Genomic DNA, 18194 nt, shown 5'->3' on the forward strand with positions numbered 1-18194 from the left:
GGACCACGCATGCTCGGAGTATCATATGGCCATCACTGTCTGCACATTACAGGAGAGAGACCATGGGAATACTTGACGGTAAGATTGGCATCGTAACCGGGGCCGGCCAGGGCATCGGTCAGGCGATAGCCCTGTGCTTCGCGCGTGAAGGTGCCAAGGTAGTGGTGGCCGACTTCAACGCGGAGTCCGGTAACAATACCGTGAAACTGATTGGCGAATCCGGCGGCGACGCGCGCTTTGTACACGGCGATGTGAGTGACGAGACGTCGGTGCAAGCGATGGTGGCAGCCGCGGTGGAGGCCTGGGGCCGGCTCGACATTGCCTGCAACAGCGCCGCACTCAGCCGGGGCTCCGGCCCGATTCATGAATTCACCCGTGAGGTTTTCGACCAGACACTCGAGATGTGCCTGACCAATACCTGGCTGTGCATGAAATACGAGATTCCCGCAATGCTGGCCAACGGCGGTGGTGCCATCGTCAACATTTCCTCGAATGCGTCGCTCAAGGGCCAGGCTTTCAACACCGCCTATGCCGCAGCAAAAAGCGGCGTGAACATTCTGACCAAGAGCTCTGCCGCCGAGTACGGCGGCCAGGGTATCCGCATCAATGCGGTTTCACCCGGCGTGATTCGCACACCAGGCGTGGAAAAGTACTTCGAGGAGCAGCCGAAAATGGCGGAGCAGCTGAAGAAGAATTCAGTCTTGAACCGTCTCGGCGAGCCGGAGGAGATTGCCGAGGCGGTCGCCTTCCTGTGCAGCGATCGCGCCTCGTTCATCACCGGCCAGCTGCTTTCGGTGGATGGCGGTGGAGCGATCAAATAGCACGGTGGCAAACAGCGTGCCGGTGACACGGCCAGAGCGGCCTCACCGGCATGCACGCCTGCCTACTCGGCAGGCGGATAACTTGTATAACCCTCAGGCCCCGGCGTATACAGTGTATTGATGTCAAACTTCGCCAGCGGCAGCTTCCGCTCATGGCGGGCTACCAGATCCGGATTGGCGATGTAGGGTCGTCCGAATGATACGGCTTGCAGCTCACCGGCGGAGACGGCGGCATCGGCCTCATCCAGTGAAAAGCTCTCATTGCCAATCAACCGGCCGCCGAAATGCCGGGCGGCCAGAGCCAGGTTGTCCACCGGCCCCTTGGGCATGCGAATGACGTGCAGGTAGGCCAGCCCCAGGGTGGCGGCCTGCCCCAGCAAGTAGTCGAAGGTTTCCTCGGGGTTGTCATCGGCCAGGTCGTTGAAGGGGTTTCCCGGGCAGATGCGCATACCCACCCGATCGGCCCCGGCGACCTCCGCCATGGCCTGCAGCGCCTCCAGCGCGAAACGCGCCCGATTCTCCACGCTGCCGCCGTAGGCATCCGTGCGTTGGTTGCTGCCGGTCGAGAGGAACTGGGCCGGCAGGTAGCCACTGGTGCAATGCAGCTCCACGCCGTCAAAGCCTGCCTCCAGCGCCCTGCGCGTTGCCTCGCGGTACTCATCGATGACCGCGGGAATTTCCGCCAGCTCAAGTGCGCGAGGTTGCTCCATGTCCTGCATGCCGGCGGCGTCTGTATACATCTGCGCCTTGGCCGCAATTGCAGACGGTGCCACGGTTTCACTCCCGGCAGGCTTGTTGTAGTGGCTGGCTACACGCCCCACGTGCATGATCTGGGCAACGATGCAGCCGCCCTCCGCATGCACGGCCTCGGTGACGTCACGCCAGCCTGCCACCTGCGCGTCGGTAAAAATGCCGGGCGTGCGGCAGTAGCCCAGGCCATTGGCGCTGGGCGCAATACCTTCCGATATGATCAGGCCCGCGCCGGCACGTTGCCGATAGTATTCCGCCATCAGCGCGTTGGGCATGGCAGCGGCATCCGAACGGCTGCGTGTCATGGGCGCCATGACGATACGATTGCGCAGGTGCAACGCACCCAGTTCAAGAGGGGTCAGCAGATTCACGGTCACTCCTAGCGTACGCGAATGCGTGGCTCTGCAGCCCCGCGACGCATTGTGGTCAGAAACTCATCCAGCGGCGCCGGCAGGGCCACCTCCGGCTCGTCTGTGGTGGGTGCGTTGGCCCAGAACTCTGCCCATGACGGCCACAGGTCGTGGTAAGCCCCGTGGTAGGGCTCGCGACCTGGCCAGCGCATTTTCATATCGCCGAGCGGTGGCTTGTTGAGGTCCGTGGCATACCAGTAGCAGGGCAGCCGGCGTCGAAACACCCACCGCCCGTCGATACGTTCATAGTTATCCCAGTACAGCATTTGCATGATGACCCATTCCGGGCCGGTTTCATGCTCGTTCTTGGAATACACCACGCCCCGGGCGTGGTCCGCGTCATCGAACTCGATGATGTGGTTACCCGTCTGGTGCGAAGTACCGGTGAATTGGAGCCGCAGGGTATCGTCCAGCCAACGCTTGAGGTGAGCTCGCCCCACTTTGTCACGACTCACACGAATGTCCGGTGCAAACAGGTTGACGTGCGCATCGAGGTCGCGCATGTCCAACGAGAGGGCGTACTGGGCAACCAGCTGGCGGATGGCGTCGAGCGACTCCAGGCGGTCAATGCGCTGCAGCAGGGATTCCTCGCTCATGCGCCTACTCCCAGCTCGCCGTGCCGGCGTTCAATTCGGCAACCCGGCCACCATCAACCACCAGCTCTGTACCGGTGATATAGGACGCCTCATCACTGGCCAGGAACAGAATGGCATTGGCACACTCGCGCGGATCGCCAATGCGACCTATGGGAATTGATTTGGCCGTTGCATCGCGGGAGGCATCGTCAGGGATCACCGCCTCGGTGGCTGGTGTAAGAAATGCACCGGGGATGACCGTGTTCACACGGATGCCCTTTTTACCCCATTCCATCGCTGCGTTACGTGAGAGTCCGATCATCGCGGCCTTGGCTGCACTGTAGCCCGCCGTACCGGGTGAGCCGCGCAGACCACAGACCGAAGAGACATTGACTACCGCACCCCGATTGGCCTTGAGCTGCGCGTAGGCCTCGCGCATCAGGAACATGGCACCGTCGAGGGAGACAAGGAAATTCTGGCGCCAGGCTTTGGTGTCGTGGTTGGCGAGCATTCCCGGCACCATCAACACAGCGTTGTTCACCACGACATCGAGGCGACCAAATGCCTCGACTGTGCTGGCCACGAGCGCCCGCACCGCTTCTTCGTTGGCGATATCGGTCGGGCAGACCAGTGCCCTGCCGCCTGCGGCCTCGATGGTCGCGGCCACCGCGGCAAGCTTGTCCTGACTGCGCGCTGCGAGAACCACCGCGGCGCCTTCCTCGGCAAATCGCAGCGCCGTTGCTGCCCCGATGCCCTGACCTGCTCCGGTGATAATGGCGACCTTGCCTTGCAATCTCATGTGCGTACCCCAGCAATTAAAAACGTCGGCCAGCTTAGGCAGCGCGAGGCCCAACGGTCAACCTTGGCCGTGGCGCGAATTCAGGCCTAAACACACACCCGGGACGAATAGCGGACCGGGTATAATTATTTACTCCAGTAACGTTTCAGCCAGAATTTGCAAGTCATACCAATCGCCGCGCGCCTGCCGTAGAGTGGCCTCGACTCGCCAATCCTGCTCTCACGGAGACTTTTTATGAGCCAACGTATCCCCATGCCAATGCCCCTGGGCTGGTTCCAGGTCGCCTATTCCCACGAGCTGGCCGCTGCCGCGTCCATGCCGCTGCGCTACTTCGACACCGATCTGGTACTGTTCCGCACCGAAAGCGGTGAAGCAAAAGTGCTCGATGCCTACTGCCCGCATATGGGCGCCCATCTTGGTTACGGCATTCGCGGCCAGGCCGGCGGCGGCTCCGAGGTGCGCGGTGACTCCATCGTCTGCCCTTTCCACGGCTGGGCCTACAACGGTGAGGGACAGTGTACCGATGTCCCCTATGCCACGAATCTCCCACCCAAGATTGCGCGCGGCGAACAGGTTATCCAGCCGTGGCCGGTGCGCGAGCTGAATCAGGTCATCTATGTCTGGTACCACCCCGAAGGCGAAGCTCCCTCCTTCGAGCCAGAGCTGATCGAGGAAGCTGCCGCCGGTAACGATGCCTGGGGCAGTTTCAAGATCCATACCTGGGATATTGAGACGCATATGCAGGAAATCGGCGAGAACGCCGTGGATTCCGCGCACTTCTTGTATGTGCACGGCACCCAGAATATTCCAACGCCCGAGTTCATGACCTTTGAAGGGGTGCGCCGTGCGGGCAAGCTGGTGAGCAAGATGGCCACGCCACGCGGGGAGATCACCGGCATCATCGAAAACAGTAACAATGGCCCCGGTCAGGCGACGGTGCGTTTCAGTGGCATCTGCGACACCGTGCTGATGGCCAACCTCACCCCCGTCGACCAGGAAAACAGCCGCGCGTTCTACGCGTTTATCCAGAAAAAGGTGGACGGCAAGGAGCAAACCGGCGGCGTGTCCGATGCTATCGTCAAGGATATCTGCAAACAGATGGAGGAAGACCGCATCATCTGGCGCCAGAAACAGTACTTCGAAAAACCTCTGCTATGCGATAACGATGGCCCCTTCGCCAAGTTCCGCAAGTGGTATTCGCAGTTCTACACCACCGACAGCTGGCGCCCAACGGTGGGGGGTCGCTAGAAGGGAAAGACCTTCGGCAGCAACCACAGCACCGTGGCCGAATAGGCCAGCGACACCGGCAAGCCGCTGCGACAGTAATCGCGCAGCGTATAGCCTCCGAGGTTCTGCACCATCAGGTTGGTGGTGTAACCATAGGGGGTCAGGAAGCTGGCGCTGGCGCCGTAGGCCACGGCCATCACAAAAGGCAGCGGATTAACGCCCAGGCTTTCGGCGATGCCAAAGGCAATGGGAAAGCTCAGGGCTGCCGCGGCGTTGTTGGTCATCACCTCGGTCAGCAACAGTGCACCGAGGTAAATGCAGGCCATAGCGACCCAGGGGCCCAGCACCGTCAGCTGCCCCTGCAACCCGTCTGCGAGCAGCGCGACCAGGCCAGAGTTGGTCAGCGCCTGCGACAGCGTCAGCGCCGAGGTGATAATCAACCAGATTTCGAATGGAAAACGCCGGCGCAGCTCCGAACCCCGCACCAAACCCAGGCCCAGCATACACACCAGCAGCAGCGCCAGGCCCTTGATCAGGGGCAACAGCTCCAGCGCGGACAACACCACCACGCCTGCCAGCAGCAGCGTCACGAATACATTCTGCAACGCCGTGATCTTCGAGGCGCCAACCGCTTCGTCCACAACCACGAAATTCTTGTCGAGGTTCTTGCGCTCGTTGAAGTCCGGGCCGGTCGCGAGCATAAGGTTGTCACCGGCTGCAATGGTGATATTGCCCAGCTTGCCCGACAGGCGCTTGCCACCCCGGCGCATACCCACCACGGCGGCGTCGAACAGTGAACGGAAGCCGGATTCCTTGATGGTCTTGCCTTCGATGGCGGCATTGGGCATGACAATCACCTCCACCATGTTTTCCCGCAGCAGCCCCTCGTCCACCGCAAACAGGTGCAGCCCATCAAAACTATCCAGGGCGTTGAGTTGAGTAATGTCTCCGGAGAAGATCAGCTTGTCGCCGGCCTCGATGAACTCAGTTGGCGCAACCGGTGAAATCAGATGCTCCGCGCGCACGATTTCTACCAAAAACAGCGCGTCCAGCTCGCGCAAACCATTTTCTGCAAGCGTCTTGCCCACCAGGCTGGACTGCGCCGACACTTCGGCCTCAATCACGTACTCGGCGACCGGTACCGGGTCGCTGCTGCTGGAGGGCAGCAGGCGTGCCGAAAACAGCAGCGCCAGCAGCCCGGCGCTGGCCGCGGCGAGGCCGACGGGCAAAAAGTCAAAAAACGCCAGCCCTGAACCGGTGGCATCCTCCAGAAAGCTGCTCACGATCAGGTTGGTAGAGGTGCCGATCAGGGTCAGCGTGCCGCCCAGAATGGCTGCGTAGGACAGCGGAATGAGTAACCGGGACGCAGGGTGGTGTCGGTTGGCGCGCACCGTGGTGGTGAGCGTGGCCACCACCGCCGTGTTGTTCACGAACGCCGAGAACAGTGCGGTCACCCCGCCCAGCCGCAACAGGCTCAGCACATAACTGGGCGAGATCAGCTTGCCCGACAGGCGATTCAACCAGGACAGTTTTTCCAGGCCGATGGACACCAGCAACAGCAGCATCAAGGTCACGAGGCCCGTATTGGTTGCCTTCTCCAACATCTGCGATGTCTCGACCAGGCCGAGGAAATAAGCGGCAAGCATGGCGCCGACAAAAATCTTCGATGCCGCCCAACCGGAAAAAATCAGGCCGCCCAGCAACCCGAGAAACAACAGGGATATCAGAATCTGGTCAATCATCAGGGCGTATCCAGCCACCGCAGCCAACTTGGCGCACAAGCATACGTGCTACGTCTGCGAGGGAACAGGTCCATCGGGTGCTTCCTGCGCACTCAGGGTGTCGTCGGCTGGTACCAGACGGGAGAACTCCAGGCGCGCTCCTGTACGACCGGGCGATGCTCGGCGGCACAGCAGCCCTCGAATCCCTCGCCAATGGTTTCCGGCCGGCTGCAATCCACGCCACCGGCCACGCAAAGGCGCTGACTCCAGCGACAGCTGGGATTCTCGACAACCCGGCTGTAGTAAAAAGCCCGTTCCGAGGGGTCGAAATCAGGATCACTCCACACCGCACACAGGCGCGCATGCCCGCTGCCTCCAGTGGCACAGCTGGCGGTATCCACGGTACCGCGGGGCTCTGCGTCACCCACTGCGTCGTACACGCGCTCATGGCGCTCGCCGTCGGCGTCCAACCACCCTTTCACCACCTGGATTTTCTGCAGCGGCAAACCGGGTTCGGTGCCGGCGCCGGCGTCCTGCTGGGCTGCCAGCAACAACGTCATCGCCGCGCCAACCGGTGCGGGGCCGAGATCGGAGCCCATCGGCACGGCGCGCGCGTAGCCCTGCGCCGCCATATCAGGCGCTGCACACAGGGCGGGCTCCAGGTCGAAGCCCGCGAACAGGCGGCTGACGATGCGCGGCCCGCTGGTACCGTAGACTTCGCGGCGCTGCATGGCCATAAACAGCGCATCCCGCGTATTCTGCTCAGCCCAGACTACCGCCAGCCCACCCGGGTTGTACTCCAGTTTGTCTGGCAGCCCGGGGGGCACAGCTTTCAGCGCGGGCACGCCGTCCCCCCCGTGCCCGAGAAAGTCCGCTTCAGCGACGGCGCCGGGGGCCCCAAGGTGAGTGTCGGTACTGGCGATCACACCAAAGCGAAAGGGGTTGATACCCGTTTGCGCCTGCTGCGAAATCCCCTGCAGCCAGGTATCACGGAGAAAGCCGGTGCCAGGCTGTGGCGGCGTATCAAAGCGGGCAATATTGTCCCGTGACAGCTGCTCGAAAGCGCACAGTTCATCCCGGGTGGTGCCGGGGGCATAAAAACACTCCGACGCCCCCTTGTGCTGCATGATTTCCACCAGCGGCTCCATGCGCTGGCGCTGCGCGGCATAATCCGCATCCAGGGGGCTGCCATCGGCGCGTTGCAGGGGAAACATCTGCCCTGCACTCAGGTTCGAGTTGTGTGGAATGACCAGGGCTTCACAACCGCTGTCGCTGTCGTTGCAATCGTTCTCAAGCGCATCCCAAAGCAGGGTCTCGCCCGGGGTATCGATGTAGCTCGCGGGGAGCTCGGGAACCTGTGCGTTGCGAAACACCACGTTGCGGTGCAGATTGCCACCGGTTGCGGGAGCCACACCGGTCCACTCATAGCCGATAAAGGTCGTGAATGCGCAGGCGCTACTGCGGTCATAGTGCGCTTCCGCCGCATCACGCATTTCCTGCCAGGGCGCCAGCGCCGCCGCGTCGCAGAGCTCGCCATCGTCTCCACAGAGTCCAAGGTGCGAAGCCCGCATCGCTGCCATGTAGTTGAACAGGTAGAAGGCACCGCGCGGCCAGGCACGGTAGAAGCGACACTGCCAGCTGTTGTGTCCAGTCACCTCAGGGTTGTTGCACATTTCGACTTCGCCAATCAGTTCGGCGTGATCTGACACCATGGCAAAGTCCAGCGGGCGGGCGAGCTGCAGGGAGCGCTGCGCCTTGCCGTCGACACTCCAGGGCTGCACGCCGATGCGTCCACCTTGGGCAAATTGATAGGCCTGCGCCGGCGTGGTTTGCGTACCCTGTGTGCTGGCGTCAAGTGAGTAGCGGGTGTGCACATGCAGGTCACCGAAAAACGGCCGCTTGGTGGAGGTGAAGTGATCGCAGCGCTCACGCGCCTCCAGCTCGCTGGCAGGCGACTGGCTACTTACCCCCAACAGCAGCACTGCCAGCAGCGTTGCTACAACATTGCCCGATGTAATCTGTCGCACGCGGTATTCCCCAATTTCACTCGGGCTTTACCATAGGGCCTAGCGGTGTGGCGGGCAAACGCCGCGTGCGTAGATATTGAACCGTACGTGTCGAATTCAAAGACAAAAAAACCCGCGACGTTGCCGGCGCGGGTTTTGCAGAACAGCGTCGTGTTTAAACGACGACGATGTTTTCTGCCTGCGGGCCTTTTTGACCCTGCGTGATGTTGAACTCGACTTTTTGACCTTCAATCAGAGTCTTGAAGCCAGAGCCGGAGATGGCGCTGAAGTGCGCGAAGACGTCCGGGCCTGATTCCTGCTCGATGAAGCCAAAGCCTTTAGTTTCGTTAAACCATTTTACGGTGCCAGTAGCCATGTTGCGTTCCTGTATTTCAGGTAGAGATTAACCCTCGAAAGGGCGGTAAGGCTTGAGGTAGTGCAATTACTTATGAAAACAGGGACGAGGTACTAACTGCGGACTTCGAAATGGTATACATAAATAGGTGTAAAACGTTCAAGCAAAACCGAGTATACACCACCGGAACAAACGGTCAACGGTTTATTGACCGGCTGAATGCCCACCAGCGCTGCCTGCCGCAGTGCCGCCGGCGATACGTTGCGTGCGCCAGGCACCCGGCGTGACACCTTCCCAACGCCGAAACGCGCGCCTGAAGGTGGCCGCGTCAGCGAAACCCAGCTGCTGGCTGATGTCCCCCACCGACGCATCCGCTTGCAGCAGCGCACGATGCGCTGCACCCCGCAGGGCCTCCTCTCGCAACGCACGGTAGCCGGTACCCGCCGCATGCAGGCGCTGCCTGAATGTAGACAAGCTGAGGCCCAGGCCCCCGGCAAGCTGCGCCTGACTCGGCAGCGCAGCCCCTTGCCGCAAAGCCGCCGCGAGCAATGCGCTCACCTGCTCGGCCAGGGCACGCCCGCGTGGACCAAATACATCGCAGGGAAAGTTGGTGAAAAATGCCGGAAACTCTGCGGGCGTGCGCACTACCGGCAAAGCCAGGGCCTCAAGCGGGAAGTCCAGGGCGTATCCCTCCCCGCCTGCCAGCACCGGGGCCTGGAACAGGCGCAGGAAAGGCAACACATCTTCACGTCGCACCGGCCCTATTCGCACCCGCTGTAGCGGCAGGTTGCGCCCCGCCAGCCACTGTAGCAATTGAAAGTAGGCAAACAACCCGGTGATGTCGACCAGGCTACTGGCACTGGTTACCCGCGGGCGCAGCGAATCCAGCCGGAAGGTGGCCCGCTCACTATCGACTTCCAGGCCAATGCGCCCGGCGCGGGGGGACAACAGGGCGGCAAATTGTGCGCAGAGCTGCACCGCCTCCTCCAGCGTTCCAGCAGAGAGCGCCAGACGACACTGCAACTCCACCTCGCTGCGCGCCATCGGCCTGTGGCGCTGGGCTTCGCTCAAGCGGGCCTCCAGTCGCTGAATGGTCGAGAGGTACCAGGCGGTGAATTGCGCGAGGCTTCTTGGAGGGCGACGCAGGTCCGCAACATCCCCACTGTGTTTCAATTCCGCCGCGAGCAGATCGACCAATGGCGCAAAGGCATCGCTGGCCAGGCCGCGCTGCCCGGGGTGGGTTCTGGCGAGCGATTCAAGCGGGCGAGATTTGCGTCGGGCGCGAGCCATATAAAAGCTCCTTGCCGCGAGTGGCGGCCGCATTGACTCACAAATAATGTAACCAAGAGGCCTCGTGTACAGAGGTCGTTGACTCATATTGCAGGTAACCCAACGTTTGAGGGCTGCACTATGGGCAAGAATGAGCGCCAGGCCTACCTCAAGGCCATCCGCTCTCGTTATCGTCGTGCCTCCAAAACAGGCAAGACCATCATCCTGAACGAGTTCTGTGAGGTCTGCGGCTACAACCGCAAATACGCTATTCGTCTGCTCACAGAGCCAACGCGTCGCAACCCGCCAAAGCGAGCAGGGCGCAAGCCGCGCTATGACAGCCCCGAACTGCTCACCGCCCTCAAGCGGATCTGGTTCGCTACCGACCAGATGTGCTCCAAGAAGCTCAAAGCCGCCATCCCACTGTGGCTACCGTTCTATGAGAGCCGCTACAAGCCGCTGACGGATGAAACACGACAGCAGCTCCAGACCATCAGCCCCGCCACCATCGACCGCCTCCTCAAGCCTGCCAGAACCGCGCAAGGTCATCGCGGTCTCAGTGGCACCAAACCCGGTTCTCTCCTGAAGAACCAAATCCCGATTCGCACGCATTTCTGGGACGTGTCTAAACCGGGTTTCATGGAGGCCGACACCGTCGCTCACTGCGGCAACAGCCTGGCCGGCGATTTCATCTGGTCCCTTACCATGACCGATATCCTCACGACGTGGACCGAGATTCGCGCCACCTGGAACAAGGGTGCCCATGGTGTGATCGAGCAGATCCAGCACATCGAGTCACACCTGCCGTTCCCGCTGCGCGGATTCGACTGTGACAACGGATCTGAATTCCTGAACTACCACCTGATGGACTACTTCACCGACCATCCCACCGTGCGCTCCTTCACTCGGTCCCGGCCCTACCGGAAAAACGATAATGCGCATGTTGAGCAAAAAAACTGGTCTCACGTGCGCCAGCTCTTTGGCTACGATCGCTTGGGCGATCCGCTGCTGGTGGCCCTGATGAATGACCTCTATGCCAAGGAGTGGTCGTTCTATCAAAACCACTTCTGCCCCAGCATGAAGCTTCTCAGCAAACAGCGCGTAAACTCAAAGTATGTGAAAAGCTATTCCACACCACTCACGCCCTATCAGCGCGTCATGGCATCAGAACACATCGACCCGCAAACCAAAGACTCGCTGGAGAGGATTCATCAGGGCCTGAATCCCTTTACACTGAAACAGCGGATTGAGAAGAAACTTAGACACATTTTCCAGTACGTCACGGTTACCTCAAATGTGAGGCAACGACTCTGAATCCGAGCAGCCCATGGTTACCTTTTGTTATGAGTCAACGCGCGGCACATGTCACTTATGTACTATTTTATGACATTTAAGCCCCCCGGTGTAGGCGCGGGATGGCGTAAGCTGCCGCTCACACTTCGTTAACGGATACAGTTTCATGCCTGAGCAACAACCTCGCATTGTCATTCTCGGCGCTGGCATGGCCGGCATACTCGCCGGCATTCGCCTGCAGGACCTGGGCTACCAGAACATTACCCTGTATGAAAAAGCCGACAGGGTCGGCGGCACCTGGCGCGAGAATACGTACCCGGGGCTGACCTGTGACGTCCCCTCGCACTTCTACACCTACAGCTTCGAGCGCAACCCGGACTGGACTCGTCACCTGCCTCCCGGGCCTGAAATCCAGGCCTATTTTGAACGTACAGCGCGCAAGTACGGCATCAATGAACTCACCCGTTTCGGTGAAGAGTGCAACGATGCCAGCTACCGCGATGGCCGCTGGCAACTGCAATTTGTCAGCGGCCATACGGATGTCGCCGACATTCTCATCGCGGCAACAGGTGTATTGCATCAGCCCAACTACCCGGAGATTCCCGGCGCCGAAAGCTTCCAGGGCGCCCTGTTCCACAGCGCCCGCTGGGATCACAGTGTCGGACTGGAGGGCAAGCGAATCGGCGTCATCGGCAACGGCTCGACCGGCGTGCAGATTGTTTCAGCGCTGGCCGGAAAAGCAGCCCTGCTGGAGCACTATCAGCGCACGCCACAGTGGATCATGCCGGTGGAAAACGGCCGCTTCAGCGAAGAGGAACGCGCCGCGTTTCGCGACCCGGAGGTGCTGGCCAAGGCCATGAACGTCGACGAATACATGGCGGCCGTGGAGGCTTACACGCAATCCATTACCGATATTGAATCGGAGGCCTCACAGGCCATGGCACAGGCCTGCCGTGACAATCTGGAGCAATCGGTCACCGACCCGGTACTGCGCGAGCGGCTGCGCCCTGATCATCTGCCTCTGTGCAAACGGCTGATCTTCTCACCCGACTATTACCAGGCCATACAACATCCGCAGGCCCGCCTGGTGAGCAATGGTATCCGGGCGATCGAAGCCAATGGCATACGCACCGTGGATGGCGAGCTGCACGAACTGGATGTCATCGTCTACGCCACCGGCTTCCACGCCGATGCCTTCATGCGGCCCATGTCCATCACCGGCCGCGATGGCGTGCAGCTCAGTGAATTCTGGCAGGAGCGGCCCAAGGCCTACCTCGCTGTCACCATGCCAGGGTTCCCCAACCTGTTCATGCTGAACGGCCCCAACGGCCCGGTGGGCAACTTCTCGTTGATCGACATCGCCGAACACCAGTGGGGCTATATCGAGCGCCTGATTGCGCGCCTCGACGCCGGCGAGTGCGATGCCATCGAGCCCAGCATGCATGCCATGGAAACATTCGAAGAAGAACGCGTGGAAGCGGCCAAGCAAACCGTGTGGTACCGCGGAGGCTGTGTGAGCTGGTATCTGGACGCGCAGGGCATTCCGTCCAGCTGGCCGTGGAATTTCCAGCGTTTCGTCGACTGCATGGCAGAACCGGACTGGAGCGCTTTCAACCTGCCGGCGCCCGCGGCCGCGAGCCACACTTAGCCGGAAGCCTGCACTGCCCTGAGAACCGGGCCGGTCGACCTGCCATTGCGAGGGCGTCCTCGCTTGCGTATGTTTGCGCGAGCAGCGAACAACGACGGTAACAGGGCATGAGCACACACCGGCAGGACTGGGCACCCCTCCTTTCCGCGCTCCAGGAGCGCGGCGCAACCGCCGCCGCCATGGGCGGCGACGAGCGCATTGCACGCCAGCATGCACGCGGTCGACTCACGGCACGCGAACGCATCGCGGCACTGGTGGACGAGGACTCTTTCCGCGAATACGGCCTGCTCGCCGGCGGCCATCACCCGCAGGGGCATCCCGCTGTCGCGGCCGACGGGCTGGTGGGGGGTGTAGCGCGCCTGGACGGTCGCAGCGTTGTGCTGCTGGTAGAGGACTTCACCGTGCAGGGAGGCTCGATTGGGCATCCCAACGCCGCCAAGCGCGCGCGGCTGGTGCGCCTGGCCCTGGAAACAAGACGCCCGCTGCTACTGCTGCTCGACGGCGCAGGAGAGCGTGCCAGCAACCAGGCTGAGCGCTACCCACACGCGCCCGGCGACCTGCAGCTGCTGGCCGATATTCAAGGCCGCGTACCGGTGGTTGCGCTGGTGCTCGGCATGTCGGCCGGGCACGGCGCCCTGGCCGCGATGTTCGCCGATATCATCATCATGCACCGCGACAGCGCCCTGTTCAGTGCCGGCCCACCCCTGGTCAAGGCCGCCATGGGCATTGACACAACGGCAGCAGAACTCGGCTCCGCACAGGTACACACCCGGGAGAGCGGCATAGCGCACCTGTGCTGTGACACCGAGCCCCAGTGCTTCGAGAGTGCGCGCCGGTTTCTCGCCTATGTCTGCGACAACACGCCTGCCGACACAGACGCGAATACCAGGCCTGCACACCGCAACGAGGCACTGCTGGACATCATCCCGCCAGACGTGTCACGCCCTTACGACATGCGCCACGTTCTGGGTGAGGTGGTGGACAACGGCAGCCTGCTGGAGGTGCAAGCCGACTATGGCCGCACACTCATCACGGCCTTCGCCCGCATCGGGGGCCAGCGCTGTCTGATAGTGGCTAACCAGCCGGCGGTTGAGGCCGGCGCCATCACCCGGCAGGCAGCGGAGAAAGCCTGCCACTTTATTGAGCTGGCCCACCGCTTCCACCTGCCACTGGTGGCACTGGTGGACAATCCTGGGGTCATGCCCGGCCCGGCGGCAGAGCGCTCAGGCGTCCTGCGCGCGGCGGGCAACATGTTCCGCGCCCAGCGGCACTATCGCGGGCGCAAGGTGGTGGTCACGTTGCGCAAGGCGTTCGGTTTTGGCAGCTCGGTGATGGGCATGAACCCCTGGGACCGGCAAACGGTCAGCCTCGCCCTCCCCGGCGTCAGTCTAGGCGGCGTACCGGCACTCGGTGCCGCGGCGGCGACCGGGGCCAGCGCCACAGATGCCGCCGCGCTTCAGGAACGGCAGACTGGCGCCTGGGCAGGCGCCGACAGCATGGCTTTCGACCGCATCATCGACCCGCGGGATTTGCGTGAGGAACTGCGGCAGGCCCTGTTGGGCTGATCGGATCACCGGCCTGCGGGTTCACTTGCGGTATACTGCGCCGCTATGACCGCTTCCCTCTCTGTTCTACAGTCCGTATTCGGCTACCCCGCTTTCCGCCCCCTGCAGGAGCGCATTGTGCAGCAGGTGGTGGACGGAGGCGATGCGCTGGTGCTCATGCCCACGGGCGGCGGCAAGTCGCTGTGTTACCAGGTACCCTCCCTGGTGCGCGAGGGCTGCGGCATCGTCATCTCACCCCTCATCGCGCTCATGCAGGACCAGGTCAACGCACTGCGTGAACTGGGTGTGCGCGCCGCATACCTCAACTCCACACTGGCTCCGGAGGAGGCCGCCGCGGTTGAATCAGCGCTGTTGCGCGGCGAGCTGGACATGCTGTACATCGCCCCTGAACGCCTGGTGCAAGGGCGCATGCTGCGACTGTTGGAGCAGGCCCGTGTCGCCCTGTTCGCCATTGATGAAGCACACTGCGTGTCCCAGTGGGGTCATGATTTCCGCGCCGATTACCTGCAGCTCAGCCTGCTGCACGAGCGCTTTCCACAGGTGCCACGCATCGCGCTCACTGCCACCGCCGACGCGCGCACGCGAGAGGAAATCATCGCCCGTCTGGACCTTGCCGGCGCAGAACATTACATCGCCGGCTTCGACCGCCCCAATATCCGCTATCGCATTGCACTCAAGCAGAGCCCCAAGCAGCAACTGCTGCGCTTCCTGAAATCTGAGCACCCGCGGAATGCCGGTATTGTGTACTGCCTGTCCCGCAACAAGGTGGAGGAGACCGCCCTCGCGTTACAGCAGGCGGGTTACACGGCACTGCCCTACCACGCAGGCCTGCCGGCGGCCCTGCGCAGCAACCATCAGGCGCGCTTCCTGCGCGAGGACGGCGTGATCATGGTCGCCACCATCGCCTTTGGCATGGGCATCGACAAACCCGACGTGCGTTTCGTTGCCCACCTTGACCTGCCCAAGACCATAGAAGCTTACTACCAGGAGACGGGCCGTGCGGGCCGTGACGGGCTGCCCGCGGATGCGTGGATGGTATACGGGCTGCAGGACGTGTTGAAACTACGCCAGATGATGGGGCAGTCCGAGGGCAGCGAGGAACACAAACGCGCCGAGCAGCAGCGCCTGAATGCGATGCTCGGGTTGTGTGAAATCACCACCTGTCGGCGCCAGGCGTTGCTGCGCTACTTTGGCGACACACTGCCGCAGGCCTGCGGCAACTGCGATACCTGCCTGGAACCGGTACCCACCTGGGACGGCACCGAAGCGGCACGCATGGCGCTGAGCGCCGTCTACCGCACCGGCCAGCGCTTTGGCGTCAACCACCTCATCGACGTGCTGCGCGGCGCCGAGAACGACCGTATTTTCCAGTACGACCACCACACGCTGCCCACCTTCGGCATCGGCAAGGCACTGGACAACCACCAGTGGCGCTCGGTGTTCAGGCAACTGGTCGCGCGTGGCTACCTGCGCGCTGACCTGGATCATTTCGGTGCGCTGCGCCTGGAAGATCACTGCCGGCCCCTGCTGCGCGGGGAGGAAACGCTGGAATTACGCCGCGACCTCGCTCGGCCCGCCACCCGCCAGCAGACGCGCCAGCGGCTACCGGACGACATTGACACCGAGCTCTGGGAAGCATTGCGCGAGTGCCGGCGCGCTCTTGCAGAAACGCAGGGCATTCCGCCCTATATCATTTTCCACGACCGCACCCTGCAGGAAATGTGTGCCGAACTGCCGCGCACCGTGGCCGCTTTCGGCGCATTGAGCGGTGTCGGTGAGCGCAAGCGCGAGAAATACGGCAAGGATTTCCTGCAGGTCATCGACGAACACCTGCAACGCCGCACGGGCTGATCGGCCAGAGGGCAGAACAGGGGCGCAGCCGTTGCTTGCGCCGTCATCCCCTTTTTTCTACTCTGGCGGCTTTACCGAGGACACCGCCATGAGCAACAGCAAGATCCCGCGCTCCACCGAGAACGACTACAGCGCTGACATCATCGCCGAACGACAGGCCTTTATTGAAGAACAGACGCCAGCCCGCCTGCATCACACACGCCAGTTTTCTTTCGACCCGGAGGCCATGTCCGGCAACATCGAGAACCTGTTTGGCGTAGCACAGGTGCCGATTGGGCTGGCCGGTCCGCTTTTGATTGATGGGGAGCACGCCCAGGGCGAGTTTTACGTCCCCATGGCGACCGTCGAGGGCACCATGCTCGCCAGCTATAACCGGGGGATGAAAGTCATTCGGGAAAGCGGCGGAGTCAAAACCACCGTCTGCGGCGAGGCCATGCAGCGGGCGCCCTGCTTCGTGTTCCGCGATGCGCGCGACGCACGCGACTTCAACCTCTGGCTGGACGAGAACTTCACCGAGATCAAGGCGGTTGCCGAAAGCACGACCTCCGTGGGCAAACTGAACGAGATCGAGCACTACATTGCCCACAATATGGTATTCACGCGTTTTGACTACACAACCGGGGATGCCGCAGGCCAGAACATGACCAGCAAGGCGACCTTTGTCGCCTGTGAATGGATCCGTGAGCGCTTCCCGCAGATGCGGCATTACCTGCTCTCTGGCAACTTCGATACGGAAAAGCGCACGTCATCGGTCAACTCCCTCAAGGGCCGCGGACGCCGGGTGACTGCCGAGATCACGATTCCCCGCGATGTATTGCAGGCGCACCTGCGTATCACACCCGAAGCCATGCACTACGGTTGGGGCATCACCACCGTAGCCTCATTCCTCACGCACTCCTCCAACAATGCCGCGCACCCGGCCAACGGCCTCGCCGCGCTGTATCTGGCAACGGGGCAGGACATCGCCAACATCGGCGAATCCAACCAGTGCAGCGTGTATACGCGGGTGACCCGGGAAGGCGACTATTTCTTTTCCATTACCCTCCCGGCCCTGATTCTCGCCACCTACGGGGGCGGTACCAACCTGCCCACCCAGCGCGAATGCCTGGAGATCATGGATTGCCACGGCCAGGGCAAGGCCCTCAAGCTGGCGGAAATTGCCGCCGGGCTCGTCGTGGCGGGTGAGTTGTCGCTGGGTGCCGCAACGCGTGTCGATAAGGAGACCCGGCAGAACGAGTGGGTAAACGCCCATGAACGCCTGGGACGCAATCGCTGAGTTGGCCACACCTGAAACGCGAGCGTGGTTGGGGAAGCTCGCGTATCTCGTGAATAGTTGAACCAGAAACTCCCGCCTTGCGGCGCACACAGGCATTGGCTTGAAATGCTGAACCGGCGCTCTGGCACCTGTTGTCGTCAGTACTATGATAGGTGCATGAGCGCCAACCGGCGCCGCGCCGACGAGAGCAGAGCATGACAACAGAGACCGACAATAAAGCCCGTGTACGCCAGTTTCTCAACGACCTCAGCGCAGGCAATGTCGATGCGGTCGTTGCCGCCTACGCCAAAACCGGCAGCGTGGAGACCATGGGCGCCACCCTGATATCCGGCACCACAGAGTACGCCGATCTCACGGCGGCCATTGCCAGCATTGTCGATGTATTCCCGCAGGGCCTGCGTTTCACCATTCGCGGCATGGTGGCGGAAGGTGAAAAGGTGGCTGTCGAGGCCAGCAGCGAGGGCGAGCACACCTCCGGCCAGACCTACAGCAATGATTACCACTTCCTGTTCGAATTCGACAAGGGCCTGCTCATAAAGCTGACCGAATACATGGATACCGAACAGGTCACCGACGTCCTCTGTAGCGGCCAGCGTCCTCCCTACCCGCTGGACTGAGCGCGGGCGCC

General features: G+C 62.0%; 15 protein-coding genes. 8 read left to right on the top strand and 7 right to left on the bottom strand.

The window, feature by feature from the left end; all coding sequences use genetic code 11:
- Nucleotides 1-62 precede the first annotated feature (62 nt).
- Entirely contained in the window at nucleotides 63-821 is a 759-nt protein-coding gene (locus G533_RS0106025; protein ID WP_027949185.1) for an SDR family NAD(P)-dependent oxidoreductase, read from the top strand.
- 62 nt (nucleotides 822-883) lie between these two features.
- On the opposite strand, the gene G533_RS0106030 is transcribed toward G533_RS0106025, so the two are convergent.
- The 3 genes from G533_RS0106030 to G533_RS0106040 are packed head-to-tail and all read right to left on the bottom strand — an operon-like array spanning nucleotide 884 to nucleotide 3355.
- Nucleotides 884-1942: an alkene reductase gene (locus G533_RS0106030; RefSeq protein WP_205622562.1), complete on the bottom strand. Its 1059-nt coding sequence runs from the start codon at nucleotides 1940-1942 to the stop codon at nucleotides 884-886.
- 8 nt (nucleotides 1943-1950) lie between these two features.
- On the bottom strand, nucleotides 1951-2577 hold the full coding sequence (locus tag G533_RS0106035; RefSeq protein WP_027949187.1) for a nuclear transport factor 2 family protein: 627 nt from the start codon (nucleotides 2575-2577) through the stop codon (nucleotides 1951-1953).
- A 4-nt stretch (nucleotides 2578-2581) separates the two neighbouring features.
- Entirely contained in the window at nucleotides 2582-3355 is a 774-nt protein-coding gene (locus G533_RS0106040; protein ID WP_035526758.1) for an SDR family NAD(P)-dependent oxidoreductase, read from the bottom strand.
- Nucleotides 3356-3589: 234 nt separating this feature from the next.
- On the opposite strand from G533_RS0106040, the gene G533_RS20760 reads away from it, so the two are divergent.
- Nucleotides 3590-4603 (top strand): aromatic ring-hydroxylating oxygenase subunit alpha, encoded by a 1014-nt coding sequence (locus G533_RS20760; protein ID WP_051230026.1) that lies wholly within the window; start codon nucleotides 3590-3592, stop codon nucleotides 4601-4603.
- On the opposite strand, the gene G533_RS0106050 is transcribed toward G533_RS20760, so the two are convergent.
- The 4 genes from G533_RS0106050 to G533_RS20765 form a co-directional block, all read right to left on the bottom strand.
- Nucleotides 4600-6324: an SLC13 family permease gene (locus tag G533_RS0106050; RefSeq protein ID WP_035526764.1), complete on the bottom strand. Its 1725-nt coding sequence runs from the start codon at nucleotides 6322-6324 to the stop codon at nucleotides 4600-4602. The genes G533_RS20760 and G533_RS0106050 overlap by 4 nt on opposite strands.
- 92 nt (nucleotides 6325-6416) lie before the next feature.
- On the bottom strand, nucleotides 6417-8330 hold the full coding sequence (locus G533_RS0106055; RefSeq protein WP_051230027.1) for a DUF3604 domain-containing protein: 1914 nt from the start codon (nucleotides 8328-8330) through the stop codon (nucleotides 6417-6419).
- Between the two features lie 154 nt (nucleotides 8331-8484).
- The gene (locus G533_RS0106060) at nucleotides 8485-8685 is read right to left on the bottom strand and encodes a cold-shock protein (protein WP_027949191.1); all 201 of its coding nucleotides are present in this window, start codon (nucleotides 8683-8685) and stop codon (nucleotides 8485-8487) included.
- A 183-nt stretch (nucleotides 8686-8868) separates the two neighbouring features.
- Nucleotides 8869-9954, bottom strand: a complete 1086-nt coding sequence (locus G533_RS20765) for a helix-turn-helix transcriptional regulator (protein ID WP_051230028.1) — start codon at nucleotides 9952-9954, stop codon at nucleotides 8869-8871.
- A 120-nt stretch (nucleotides 9955-10074) separates the two neighbouring features.
- Here G533_RS20765 and G533_RS0106070 point away from each other — a divergent pair, with 120 nt between their 5' ends.
- The 6 genes from G533_RS0106070 to G533_RS0106095 all read left to right on the top strand — a co-directional run bounded on the left by G533_RS0106070 (nucleotide 10075) and on the right by G533_RS0106095 (nucleotide 18183).
- Entirely contained in the window at nucleotides 10075-11247 is a 1173-nt protein-coding gene (locus tag G533_RS0106070) for a transposase (protein ID WP_027949192.1), read from the top strand.
- 145 nt (nucleotides 11248-11392) lie between these two features.
- Entirely contained in the window at nucleotides 11393-12874 is a 1482-nt protein-coding gene (locus tag G533_RS0106075) for a flavin-containing monooxygenase (protein ID WP_027949193.1), read from the top strand.
- Between the two features lie 107 nt (nucleotides 12875-12981).
- Nucleotides 12982-14439 carry an acyl-CoA carboxylase subunit beta gene (locus G533_RS0106080; RefSeq protein ID WP_027949194.1) on the top strand — a complete coding sequence of 486 codons (1458 nt, stop codon included), beginning with the start codon at nucleotides 12982-12984 and terminating at the stop codon, nucleotides 14437-14439.
- A gap of 45 nt (nucleotides 14440-14484) precedes the next feature.
- Nucleotides 14485-16290 carry a DNA helicase RecQ gene (recQ, locus tag G533_RS0106085; RefSeq protein WP_027949195.1) on the top strand — a complete coding sequence of 602 codons (1806 nt, stop codon included), beginning with the start codon at nucleotides 14485-14487 and terminating at the stop codon, nucleotides 16288-16290.
- A gap of 88 nt (nucleotides 16291-16378) precedes the next feature.
- Nucleotides 16379-17566 (top strand): hydroxymethylglutaryl-CoA reductase, encoded by a 1188-nt coding sequence (locus G533_RS0106090; RefSeq protein ID WP_027949196.1) that lies wholly within the window; start codon nucleotides 16379-16381, stop codon nucleotides 17564-17566.
- A 194-nt stretch (nucleotides 17567-17760) separates the two neighbouring features.
- Nucleotides 17761-18183 carry a nuclear transport factor 2 family protein gene (locus tag G533_RS0106095; protein WP_027949197.1) on the top strand — a complete coding sequence of 141 codons (423 nt, stop codon included), beginning with the start codon at nucleotides 17761-17763 and terminating at the stop codon, nucleotides 18181-18183.
- Nucleotides 18184-18194 lie beyond the last annotated feature (11 nt).

This window comes from Haliea salexigens DSM 19537, from assembly GCF_000423125.1.
GTDB classification, from domain to species: Bacteria; Pseudomonadota; Gammaproteobacteria; order Pseudomonadales; family Halieaceae; genus Haliea; species Haliea salexigens.